The 12610-nt window shown below is 39.6% G+C and carries 11 protein-coding genes; all 11 read right to left on the bottom strand.

Going from position 1 to position 12610, the window contains the following annotated elements; translation table 11 throughout:
• Positions 1-2: 2 nt before the first annotated feature.
• A complete protein-coding gene (locus JKM87_RS03840) occupies positions 3-1469 on the bottom strand; it encodes an ATPase, T2SS/T4P/T4SS family (RefSeq protein WP_236838586.1) in 1467 nt (488 codons plus the stop codon).
• A complete protein-coding gene (locus JKM87_RS03835) occupies positions 1439-2602 on the bottom strand; it encodes a hypothetical protein (protein ID WP_202078154.1) in 1164 nt (387 codons plus the stop codon). The genes JKM87_RS03840 and JKM87_RS03835 overlap by 31 nt, the downstream gene beginning before the upstream one ends.
• Positions 2603-2706: 104 nt before the next feature.
• Positions 2707-3402 carry a CpaB family protein gene (locus JKM87_RS03830; RefSeq protein WP_202078152.1) on the bottom strand — a complete coding sequence of 232 codons (696 nt, stop codon included), beginning with the start codon at positions 3400-3402 and terminating at the stop codon, positions 2707-2709.
• Positions 3403-3427: 25 nt separating this feature from the next.
• On the bottom strand, positions 3428-5170 hold the full coding sequence (locus JKM87_RS03825) for a protein kinase domain-containing protein (RefSeq protein WP_202078150.1): 1743 nt from the start codon (positions 5168-5170) through the stop codon (positions 3428-3430).
• Between the two features lie 39 nt (positions 5171-5209).
• The gene (locus tag JKM87_RS03820; RefSeq protein ID WP_202078147.1) at positions 5210-7048 is read right to left on the bottom strand and encodes a DUF6382 domain-containing protein; all 1839 of its coding nucleotides are present in this window, start codon (positions 7046-7048) and stop codon (positions 5210-5212) included.
• Positions 7049-7089: 41 nt separating this feature from the next.
• Positions 7090-7599, bottom strand: coding sequence for an A24 family peptidase (locus JKM87_RS03815; RefSeq protein WP_202078145.1), 510 nt, complete (start codon positions 7597-7599; stop codon positions 7090-7092).
• Positions 7600-7615: 16 nt separating this feature from the next.
• Complete coding sequence (locus tag JKM87_RS03810; RefSeq protein ID WP_202078143.1) at positions 7616-8701, bottom strand: hypothetical protein; 1086 nt, start codon at positions 8699-8701, stop codon at positions 7616-7618.
• Positions 8702-8764: 63 nt separating this feature from the next.
• Positions 8765-10909 (bottom strand): coiled-coil domain-containing protein, encoded by a 2145-nt coding sequence (locus JKM87_RS03805; RefSeq protein ID WP_202078141.1) that lies wholly within the window; start codon positions 10907-10909, stop codon positions 8765-8767.
• Positions 10910-11074: 165 nt separating this feature from the next.
• Complete coding sequence (locus JKM87_RS03800; protein ID WP_202078139.1) at positions 11075-11713, bottom strand: TadE/TadG family type IV pilus assembly protein; 639 nt, start codon at positions 11711-11713, stop codon at positions 11075-11077.
• 16 nt (positions 11714-11729) lie between these two features.
• Positions 11730-11909, bottom strand: a complete 180-nt coding sequence (locus tag JKM87_RS03795; RefSeq protein WP_202078137.1) for a Flp1 family type IVb pilin — start codon at positions 11907-11909, stop codon at positions 11730-11732.
• A 42-nt stretch (positions 11910-11951) separates the two neighbouring features.
• Entirely contained in the window at positions 11952-12602 is a 651-nt protein-coding gene (locus JKM87_RS03790; protein ID WP_202078135.1) for a type II secretion system F family protein, read from the bottom strand.
• Positions 12603-12610 lie beyond the last annotated feature (8 nt).

The following is a 12610-nucleotide window of genomic DNA, read 5'->3' as shown; positions in this document are numbered from 1 at the left end:
CCCTAATAACATTTCAATATCGTCTTGTTATGGTAAGGATTCGCGCTTGCCCTATCTCGCAGATGTCGAATGAACGCTTGAGCTCGTCGTGGATGATACGCTCTCATTTTTTCTTGTAAGCTCTCTGAAATATTAGCATTATAAAACCAAGTATCAAGTTCCTCATTGTAATGGATAAATGTATTAATCCAAGCTTGTTCCGTTTCATCGTCATAGCAAATTTCGTAAACAGACGTCACCCGCTTCTCATTGTTAGACAGGGTGGTCATTGTAATACCAATATCTAACTGCTCCGCTATTCTCGTCATCTCATGATGTTCAATTCGAGCAGGAAAAGCGTCCGTTATATGCTTTGCTAGTTGCCTCGGTACATTTTTAGGATTTGTAATATGATAGGTCATGAGTAAACCTCTTGTCCCTCTTTCAGTTCCGGCAATGGCACCTTCTGCCTCAATTCCCCTGACTTCCTGCGCAATAATGTAGTCATGGGGAGTACGCAAAACATCGCGTATGACTTGATGGATGTTACCATCGCTTGTGTAAAAGTCATGAACAAGGCGTTCAGGGAAATCTCTTTTGAGATAACTTTCAGGCGAAGACTCAATAAGTACAGCCACAAGATTCGGGTCTCTTGCAGAATAGAATGTCTTGAGGAATGTTGATTTACCTGACTGCACCTTCCCTGAAATGATTGTGTTTAGCTGTAATTTTGCTAGGTTTTCAAATAGGGGCACATCGTCTGTCGCAATCGTACCTCGTTCTGCTTGTTCCTGAAAGGAATATTGATTGATGATAAAGCGACGAAATATGATGGTAGGTTTATAGGATCGTGGAGGAACGACCACCTTTATTCGTGTACCATCTTCACGATCAAATTCAGCTTCAGGTTGGTTTTCGTTGATACGAAGTCCGCGGACTCTTAGCTGTAACGTACGGATAATTTCCCACACATGCGCTTCATCTCGTAACGTTTCCTTTTGGCGTATGAATTTGCCGTTAATGTTGAACCAGATGTCCTTACCTTGGATAATGCCGTCTGTCGAATGGGGGAATGCCTGCCATTTGGCAAAGCTACCAAAGCCGTATATTTCATGAAAACAAGCTTCTGCAAGAGAATGATAAAAAGCAGGATATCCTACATGTAACAAGTGTTGTTCTCTAAGATAGCTTTCTATCTCGTCGATGAGATACTTTTCGGATGCTGTATGACCTATCATAGCTTGATACTCTAAGTGTAGGCGTTGTTCTTTTTCTTGCGTGGACACCTTTTTAGAATCATAAAGTTGATCAATATATTGCTTCACTTTTCTCCATACTTGCTCAAAATTGAACGTCTTATCCTTTGTACTTACATGATGCTCAACTGTGACAGCATGCTCATTTAGATACGCATTTAAATCAAAAACAGACTCATTTGATTTATCCTGTAATGTCATATTTACACTCCAAGTCTCGTTAATATCTGCCATCGACGGCGCGGTTTTGTATGAGTCACCGTTTGCTTTACCTTAAGTCTGGTTCTTCCAATAATACCCCTTGCAATATGATCAATCGCCTCTTGATACATTGAATTCTCGTAAAAATAGAGTAATTTCTGATGTGTCTCTGAGCTTATCCCGATATGGTTTAAGCTCGGTACAGATGTCAAATATGGTATTCCCAAATCAGTGTATATATCTTTCTCACTCGGCAGGCCTGGGTCATCAACATAAGCGTTAAGGATTAACAAAAAATCCGTTTTGGTATACCCTAGCGGACTGATGACATGTTGGAACTGTTGCTCAAACTTTTTAATCGCTTTTCTCTGTTGATTGACAATGAGTAGCTTTAGGTCTGAATTTAAAAGGCTTCTTAATAAGTTAGCATTATCGAAATGACTACCCGCGTCGATGATCACGAGATCAAACGCTTTCTGAGCCAGAGTAATAAGATAATCTATTTCTTGGGTCGTGAACAATCTTTCCATCTTGGTATTCTGATTTCCACCTAGGTAGTGAAATTTTAATTTATCATCATAATGAAAGTAGCTTCTCAATCTCTCAGGCGTTAAGAGTTGATTAGTGAGTTGGGTTTTGACTTCATTTAGATATTTTCCTTTATAAGGGAGATGATCCACCCCGTCATCCCAAGCATTCAAACCTAGAACACCGATTTTTCCTTCTACTACGGACTGAATACTAGTCGCCACACTTAGAACGGTTGAAGTAAGCCCTATATTCGCAATGGTAGAAAAGCAACATACTACATTGGATCTTCGCTGAGCATCACTTGGTCCTAGACTATCTATGATGCACCTCGCTTGTTGATCTACTGTACCTTCTACGGGCACCATCGTGATATTAGCGCTATCACAAATCGTTTCAATTTGAGATATTGTTTGCTCATCTTCATTTTTGTGATATAAATAGTATTTTTTTTGATGCGTATATTTAGCTAATACGTGCAAATCATTGTAATGTAAAACTTGATCACAAACGATAAGGATGTCCCCATGGACCTGATCATCTAGACTATCAATACGGTGCACACTTAAATCGTGACTTTGATATAAAAAATTGTAAAGTTCATCATCATGCCCCATATATTGTGCGATTAATTTCAAATGGATCCATTCCTTTCTCTTATACACACTTTTTTATAACGATCAAGATGAATAATTGGAAAATACATCATATTCTGTTTGAATATCTCCCACATCAAAACCTACTATTCGGGCTGCTGCTTGTATGTGATATACAACTTATAGCCTTGTTCAACGTATGTCTTCATTGTGTTTAGCATTTTTTCCGTGGCTATTATTTCGATATTTGAGATATTAGCGGTCGCATCATACTCACTCTCTTGTATATTACGAACTTCTCGATTCGAAGAGTCTCTCGTATGCAAGACTTTAACATTTGATAAGATTGGTTTTGTGTCTAACTCAATATCACTCATTCCAGATTTCTCATCAATTTCTAAAACAACATCATTCGATTCTTTTGTGACATAAAAATCAGCATGGTAACTTCGACGTAAGCTCCCAGGTACGGCATATATCCACCGATTAGGGATAGGCGCAATAAATTCTCCTCTGTCATACCTAGGAGTGAGGTTGTGATGATCGATCAAAGCTGAATACAGTTGTGTCCCTTTTTTAATTTCAATGGCAGATAATTGTCCCAACACTTCAGATTGATAGACTTCAGGGGAATATGCACCTTGAATGACATGATCTCTTCTAATGTGCACCACCTCTGTGTTCTCTGCTGTAAGACTTTCTTTAAATGCAATATCTTCTGCAGCGACAATAACCGGGATAGTGTAAACTTTATCCTTTAGATAAAATTCAAATGCAAATATAAATGCAATACCTGTCCCTAATATCAATACTGGAATAAATAATTTTAGCCACTTTAACATTGATCTCCTCCACATATACACATAATTAATTGCTCCGTGCCCATTGGAACCACTGTTTTAATTTTGAAAATGATATAGAAGACTGGCTTTTTTGTGTGCTCGCTAATATTGTATCGGGTATAAATTTTTCACTGATGTCCTGTAATGCTTCCTCCATAACTGATCCATAATCCTTGTCATCAATAATAAACTCACTCCTCCAACTCGCACGTGCTATGACGGGGTAAGGAACATACGGAATATACGTGTTCGGCTGTTTTACAAAACAGTTTTTCCATTCCTTCAACGGTACCGTATGTGCCATTTTCATTGTAATCAGCTCTAAATTTATGTCCTCTTTACTATCTCGCTCTAATAAGTGGTGATAGATTCGGTTCTCCGTCGTGTCTGGACTTGCCAAGCGATCAACTTTTACCGGATCGGGCTCAACACAAAGATACACATGGTCTGTAAATGGTAAAAATGCATCGACGCCATCAGACAACCATAACGTAGAGATATCAATTAAAATGATAGACACATCTTTATAAAGAAATAGTGTTTGAAAGAAATCATCTTTTGTCCACGTGTCGTTATAGGATTGCCTCGGATCGCGCATCCCCCAGACAACACCATCTTCTTCCCATCTTCTTAAGACTGTTTCGTCTGACATTCCCTTATCTTTACGTGTAGCATGATGATCTATATGGTGTATGTGCAGCACTTGCGGATCGCTTACAACTTCTTCTTTATATGCGATGTTAAGATAGTCAAACATATACGGAGAAATTTGTGGATGTTCAACATATGCCACGCGTATTCCCTGTCTCGCAAAATGCCTCGCCATATTCATAGTTAGGGTGGTAGACCCTGCTCCTGGCCATAAAGAACCTATCAATATACATTTTGTAGGCATATTAAAAGTTTGAACTGGCGCTAGTGTTTGGTTTTGATCATGAAGCCGTAGATGTAAATCATCTACGCATGACTGGAGTTCCTCCTGCATCTCACTAGCACTTTGATAACGATTCTCTGGATTCGTACGCGTGGCCTTTTTGATAATGCTAGCGAGTTTAGACTTGTTCAAAGTTCCACTCATAAGCCTATTTAAAGTAAGGGTCGTCCGATTATCCTGTTGATGAATATACTGTCCCTGCGTCAATAAATAGTACATCATCGCCCCTAATGAGTAGATATCTGTTCGTGGGTCACTTTGGTTTCCTTCAAACTGTTCGGGAGCGGCAAACCCTACTGTTCCCAAAGGGATGGTATCCTCCTTTTTGCCATGTTGATACCACCTAGCCGTACCAAAATCTATGAGCTTTACGGTTTCCCCGTTTAACATAATGTTACTCGGTTTCAAATCACGAAAAATAACAGGAGGTTGTTGGGTATGGAGGTAGGTTAATAGTTCTGTAATTTGAATAGAAATTTGTACGACTCGATCTGTCGTAAATTGACGTTGATCATCTTCAAATTCTTGGTGCAGCGTTTTACCTTGTATATAATCCATGACTAAGTAACTGTAACCATCCTTGTCTGGGGGGTAAAAATCTATAATATGAGGTAGTGAAGGATGACTTAAACCTGACAACATGTGCGCTTCATCTAAAAACATCTGTTGTTCCATTGTCGTCTTCACTTCTTTAATAGCCCATTGTTTACCATTTAATCTTAAATCTTTGGCTAAATATACACTGCCCATTCCACCTCGACCTAGTAAAGAAAGGATCAGATAGCGATCTTGTAAGATGTCTCCACCCATTAACTGTCCCCTCTTATTTCTCACCTGACTTCCTCCTTTCTGTAGCATATACCCGAAAAAGCATCATAACGCACTTTGACTTTCTCTCATATGAGCCTCAGTCGTTATTGTATATTGTGATAATGCTATTTTAATAACATCGCCCTCGGTTACTCTCAAAAGTTCATTAGGCGTTATTTTTTCCCCATTGAGCATCGTACCGTTCTTCGAATCTAAATCGCGAATAAATAACCCCTCGCCCAGTTGAACACATTCAAAATGAGCTCTAGATACTCCAGCTTCTGAGTCAACAAAATCCACTTTCCCTTCATTCCGACCGATGACAAAAGGCGTGTGTTGTATGGTAATGCGCTCTTGCTGCCCTGACTGTGACGCCTTGATAAGCGTATAAGTGGAGTCGACTGAGGCACCTAAGGCGTTAACCCCTCTATGCTGATCTAGTGCAACGGTCGGATCTTCTTCCCGACGTGCTGAAGCATGAAGGATTTTCGTTTGCTGTGGGAGTTGAGCATAATATTGATCCAAGGAAGCCTGAGCTTCATTTGTTTGGTCGTGCAGTTTTTGATCACGCACACTGTGGTTTTCCCTTAAATGTTGAAGTCCTGGCTGGTTGCCTTTCTCGGGCCCCTGGTCAACGTGTTTAGCACTCTGTTGTGACAGGGAATTTGCTTTATTATTGGCCTTCTCATTCGCCTTTGATTTTTTTGCAAATGATTGCCGCTTAAGAGGAGAAGAGCCAGATTGAGCCGAAATAGAATCTTGAGGTTGTCCAGAGGTTTCTTTTTGTTCTACATCTGGACTGGCTGCAGACATTCTAGCACCTCTTAACAATGCTTGTGGCCGCCAAATAGAGTGAAAAATGAATCCCCCGTTCCATATCAGTATCGTGGATCCAATAGATAAATATAGCATCCCTTCCGAGGGAAAAAGCTCGTACCCTTTCCACACCAACGCTGTTAGTATCAAGCACATCAAAAAGAGGTAAGTCTTTCCCCTAGAGCTTAGTGCGGGTAGTTGACTGTACACGGATGTGTCTTTCGGGTGAGCATGGTTATTATGCTTCTGGTTTATCCCCTTGCCTTGATTCACTTCAGGCCACTGTTTAAAGGCGCGCTTGGCGAATGGGTTTCCTTCCCGCTGAAAAGGCTGATGTACTTGTGGTTTAATTGATACACTTCTTGGAGGATTCTGTTTATTGCTTGAAGGATGAACCCTTACCTTATCCTCAGCATTGTGTTGTTGAACCTGTTGCTCAAATTGTGGTTCTCCTTGATTGTCCTTATGCCCTAATCGTTCATTTGATTGTGGACCGTTTAGATAAGCCATCTGTTTTAGACACGTTTGAAGCGCATCCTTCAACTCAAGTAGCGAGATTTCACCTTGCAATCGACGCATGAGCTCCTGTATCACTTCTCCGTTTAATTCATCAATATATGGGATGAGTGACAAAGCGAGCGTTCTACATTGATTCTCAGCTGTGAGGACATCCTTGTGTTCTTTGAGAGGCAGATATAATAAACACAAATCAGAAACGTCATCCTCTACAAAGATAAAATCCGAACTAATGACAAAACCTCTTTCTGGGAGCATGAAATCTTGACTATCAATTATGGTTTGAACAACTCTTAAGAGCATATAAAGAAAAGACTTTTGTGTCAGTGTATTGCCTTTTAACCAGTGAGTGAGAGCTCTTTTTGTACCCATCGTATATCTGAGTCTCAGTATAAGGTCTTTCTCCTCTATTTCTAATGGGAGTACTCGAGGAATATTGTTGTTTATCATCATCTGTACTTGGAGCTTCCCCAGATGGTGGTAAGAAAGACCTGATTCCTGTTCAAAAATTAAATACTTGCCTTGTTCTTGAACATATTTGTAAATGAGTCCCTGTAATTGCGCCTTCATTCTTCCCCCCCCCTATAACTAACATTTAGCCGTTCTAAATGTTACATAAAGTAGTAGAGTGTTGTTAAGTAACCAGGCATAACCGCAATCATAAATGGAAAGTGCACTTTTTCCTTTTTCTGTCCAGTGTATTTCATATGATGAACACACTGTTTAAGATTGGTTACCAGTAAAAGGATGAAATGAAACATACGCTTCCTATGTACGCGATTAAAAAATAGGGTGATCACACCTACAAAAGCTGCATACAAGATGGAGTACATCGCACAGTATAGTACGAAATCTATACCGCCTAATGCTCCTATACCGGCAAAAAGTTTCACATCCCCTGCCCCAACGCCTCCGATCAAGTACAATATGAAAAATATACCCCCTCCGATCAACAGTCCACTTGTAGCTAAGATTAACCCACTCACACCATGACTTAAAAGGTGAAAGAGGCCCCCTGCTAAGACAGCACCAATTGTTAGTGCATTAGGAATTTTATTTGTCCGTATATCGGTATAAAATGCGATACAAATCACTAGTAGTAATAGAATATATGCCCCCATTTGTGTCACTCCTCAGTTAATGGCCATTAACCTGGCCTTCCCTATCTCTGATGTACTCTTCCATATTCGCCTTAGAAAGGACCTGAAATGACCCTTCATCTTCCAATTCATCTACGGTCATTCTTGCGGTGTAAGATCCTTCATTTGAGTTTCCGCCTATACGAATATCACATTTAAACCAGCCATTAGCATTAGAAGTACAACTCACCTCTTTTTGGAAACCACTTTGATAATAAAGACGTATATTAGCCGTTTGATTGGGTGGACCTTCAGCAATAATGGTCACACCTCTGCCTCTTTGGACGGGTGATGTGACAGAATGAATGATGAGATTATCCTCTTCATCATCCTCCTCATTCTCTCGGTTCTCTTCCTTGTCGTCTTGACCGTCATGATCGCCGTCCCCATTTTCGCTCTTCTCCTCCTCTTCCCTATTATCTTCATCTCCCGTACGTCTTCCATTTTGATCTAGATAGTGATCACCTACCCAGGCTCTTTCATACGCTCGATGTTGAAAATGGACAGTTTTGTAAAAGAACGGAACTGGGAGCTGCATGTCATAACGGACTTCTAGACTGACATAAGGGTGCTCTTTTGTTTTTAGATTAGGAAGCTGAACATCTGTCACCATCACATGTTCAATATTTATCCATGCATGATGAACATGGCGATCGACTAATGGACGAAAGTAACGGCCTACCATACTGTGATAGAATTGATCTTCTAGGTCCCTCCAACCTTGATTCGTTCTCAAGGTTTGAAGTGCCATTTCTGAGTAAAGCTCAAGTTCTTGTTTCTGATCAGCGGAGAGATCCTTTAACGGGTTCATATCCGCCTTTATCTTGTCAACATTCTCTTCTAAATCTGTGCCATACTCGGATTCACTAAATGCTTGGTAAGTCTTATCGGCCAAATACATTTGACTAGCTAATTGTTTTGTAGCCTCATTCACACCATGGTGTAAGGTAATATCTATTAGAGCAATCCGAATAAGCGTGATTAAAAAGAGCATAAAGCACAGAAAAAAAGGTAAAATAATGGACGCTTCAAGGACAATACCGCCGTTTGATTGGGTCTTAAAACTGTTAGGCTTGTGTCTCATATGACCTTCTCTTTCGTAACGACTGAATTTTATTATTTGTCACTCTGATCAAGGGCTAGTCTACTACTCATAGGAGAATACCGAACGCTTCTCAATGTAATAGATATTCCCCTCTATTCTTCCTTGGTCTAAGGGGGTATAGCTGACGGCTTTCATCACCCCTGGTAGGAACCACAAACGAAACGAAGAAACGCTCTTAGCATGTAAGTATGTTTGTTTCTGTACCAAGTCTATCCCACTGTTGTGTATCAGAGCTTGCATACGGTATAGGCGATCACGACCTGAGTGCATAAACAACAAGAAACGTAAGTGGTCTCTATAATTGACGAGCACGCTGGTTTTAGGAAAAAGCGCTATACTTTGGCCGCGGATCATAGATTGCACATCTTTAACCGCCTCCTGAATCGATCTGGCAATAACACAAGCAAGCACAGCTAAAGGATGACCTGCTCTTGTACAATACTGGAATGCATTAGGTGTATTAATGGCCATTCTCAAAGCAAATATTTCCCCAAATGCAGCTATGAGATTACCTTCTGGACTAGATAAACCATACAGGCTAAATTCTATTTCCTGCTGCTGAACGTCGAATATATCCGTATATTCGTGCATATTTCTCACACTTATACCTTCATAACGTGAAGGCTCGAAGGATGTGTAACGTTCCATTAAATACTCATTAGTATATAAGTGGTCTCTCATCGTATTGAGATGATCTATCATTTGACCAAATAATTGATTCATACCGTTTACAGCATTCCCCATAGCCTCATCCCCTTTTTCTGCTTCAAATGTAGTGGGGTTATGAGAGGACAAATTCCGACTGTTTTGGTTGATGTCCTTATAATGCTTGGCCAACTCAGAGACCTGCTCAAAGCTCTCTCTTTTTTCATCAATGGATTTAATATTCTCTAACCACTCTTTAAACCTGTTAAGCTGTTCATTCCCTTCCTGCTTATAGGTCTCCTCAATGTCTTTGGAACGCCCTTCCTCCTGTTCCTGAATAGCCTCCGTCTGTTCCTGTAATAAGGAATGGACTTCGTTCTGATAAGCATTGAGTTTTGTTTGCATAGCTTGTTTATCATTTTGTAAAGTTTCATGATACAACGTAACCTTGCCACTCTCGGCAATTAATTCTGGATTTAAGTCTATTGCTTGTCTATAGTTCTGTTCAAAATGCTCTATGTTACTGGCGATCCCTGAAGTCGCTTCTATTTGATCCTCTAGCCTAAGTTCTAGTTGATCGAAGAAACTCTGTTTCCAAACCATGACTTCTAAGCTTTGCTCCACCTCTCTTATTGCATCTCTACCATCTACATTAGCCCTAACAGGATCAGATACGGACTGATCATGATATACAGCTTTATAATCCTCCTGGGCATCCTCTCTTTGTATACGTCTTTTGATTTGATGATTGAAATGTCGCGCTTCAGCCACTGCTTCTTTTGCTATCTGTAGACTGTTTTCATGTGCATCCAGCAAAGCCTGCAACTGTTTAATTTGATCATTTGCATCTTGTTTATACTGATGCATGGTGGTTTGAGCTGTGATATCGTCTGTCCCACCAACCATGCTATTGTCAAGCGTTTCTTCTTGAGATTGGTGATCATCATAGTACGCTTGAACATAACCCTCATATCCATCAACGATTTTGTTCTCTTGTACTAATTCTCGGTACATACTTTGATCAATTAAATCGTAAGCTTGTTCCTGCTGAGCTAACATGTGTCCAATTTCTTGCTCTCGTTGTTCATATAAAGTTTGGATATCCTGGAGTTTATCTACTGCTGATGAAGCTTCTCCTAAGCTTAGAGCCATAGGTTTAAATTTATCTATGACTTCCAATGTGAAATTAACAGGCGCTTTGTACTTCATATCTTCGAGGATTTGGTTAGTAAAAATAGTTTCATGACCTAAATGTCTTTCCTCTGGCACCTCCATTTCAACTTCCTCTATAGCCAGGTCAACGAATTCAAAAAGGCCCTGATCTTGTTGCCTATCTTCTATGATACTTTTGAGCATCTCTTCATTGTTTTTATTCTCTAGGCCATATAAGCCAAAACGTTGAAAAAGGTCCGTATCGTAAGAAGACATGACCGATCTAGTGGCTGACTTAAGGACAGTGTCTGCCTGCTTTTTAGCGGCCATGACACGTGCGTAATCGATGAGTACAGCATTAAAGAAAAACACTGCAATGAATATCATCATTAGAAAAAGGGAGACTGAACCCCTTTCAGATGAATAGAACTGTCTCAAGAGTTGCATCACCAGTCCTTCGTTATTCGAATAAAAAAATTAGTATACAAAATTCTGTTTTTGAACCCTACCTTTGTTCACTTTTTATCTATTAGATGTAAAACATCACGAACAAGCTTAAGAACCTTCTTTTTGGCTTTGCCTTTCAAGAATCTTGTTTATATTTGTGTCTTTTGGCCACTTATCATAATAATCCCACATCATTTGGACATTTCGATTATACTCAACGGGGTCAACGATAATTGACTGACCGAAAGCTTTTAGCGTTTCACCAAAAATATGTGTTATAAACTGTGGCATACGCAACGGGCTTTCAATCTCTACCCTGATACTTCGTGACGTCGTTCCATTCTGAAAAGTCATGGTGCCCTCAAGGTCGTTTGGTAAATAAGGGACAATACGATATAGCTTTCTCTCTGACAGTCCCGTATATTCCCTATCCTTCTCGAGTGTGACGTTACTTTCTCCTCTCATAGTGAGACCAAACATAGAGCTGAGTAAACGATCATCGGTTAATCTCCAATACAAATCATCTCGCTCAGATATATTAAATTCACCTTCAAAAGGTTGTTTAAAGCTGTTATCCCATGTGTAAGCTGTACGATCAGCTGCTAAAGATGCAACATAGTGTAGTGTCACTTTCTGATAAATAAGGATAGAGACAAACAAAAACATGATTATAAGAACGAATATAATAGGAAAAATGAGGCTTGCTTCTAAAGTGAAACTCCCCCTCGTATCTTTAAAAAATGTCATCCTACCTCTCATCGGCCTATCCTGCGTCAAACTGATCGATCTGACTATCCGTACTTCCTAAAATCTTGTTGACCCATTCTATAATCTGATTTCTAAATAGAATGGCGATTCCAACTAATACAGCTACAATCAGAATCACTTCCAATGTTCCTAACCCTTCTTCATTATTCCAAAATTTTTTAAATGCTTGTGCCATTTTAGTTATCCCCCTTATCAGATAATACTAAGTAAAATATCGTTAAAACATCATCATAGCTGGTGTCGCTATAATCACCATTACGATTATGAAAATAATAACCATCGGAAACACAAGTTTAGAAGAAGCCTGTTCACCCTTTGTTTTTGTTGCTATTTTACGTTTTTCCCATAAACGTTTTGACAGATCTCTCAATGCGTCTACCAATTCATGTCCCCCGCGTTTATAATTCAACAATATTGTCGTTGTAAAAACTGAGACTTCTTGCAGACCACAACGTTGACTTAACTCCTCTAATGCTTGAGGTAATGATATTTGCTGCTCCAGTCTTTTAATCGTTTTTTGTAACTCTTGTTGAAAAAAACTGTTTGAGGTCACCTTGAGATCAACACTTTGGATGAGTGCTTTCTGTACCGTTTCACCAGCATTTATAAATAATGTCATTTTGTCTATCAATTCTGGCAATTGCATATGAATGTCATAATGCTTTTCATTTATCTGTTTATCCAAGCCAATTATGAGAATATATGGGATTAGAAAGCACAAAAATAAACCAAAGAAAAATAGTGCCATGTCCCCACTCGCTAATCCTAGGAAGGTTGTCATGAAAACTGATGTGATCACAGTAGATATCAATTGCGTTATGAAAAATTCTGTATGCTTACTCCCTTCTTGTTGACCATAGATGATCATACATCTTT

It is taken from the genome of Caldalkalibacillus salinus (assembly GCF_016745835.1).
Classification (GTDB): Bacteria; Bacillota; Bacilli; order Caldalkalibacillales; family JCM-10596; genus Caldalkalibacillus_A; species Caldalkalibacillus_A salinus.
The sequence above is the reverse complement of the archived record's forward strand: the minus strand, read 5'-3'. Positions and strand labels throughout refer to the sequence as shown.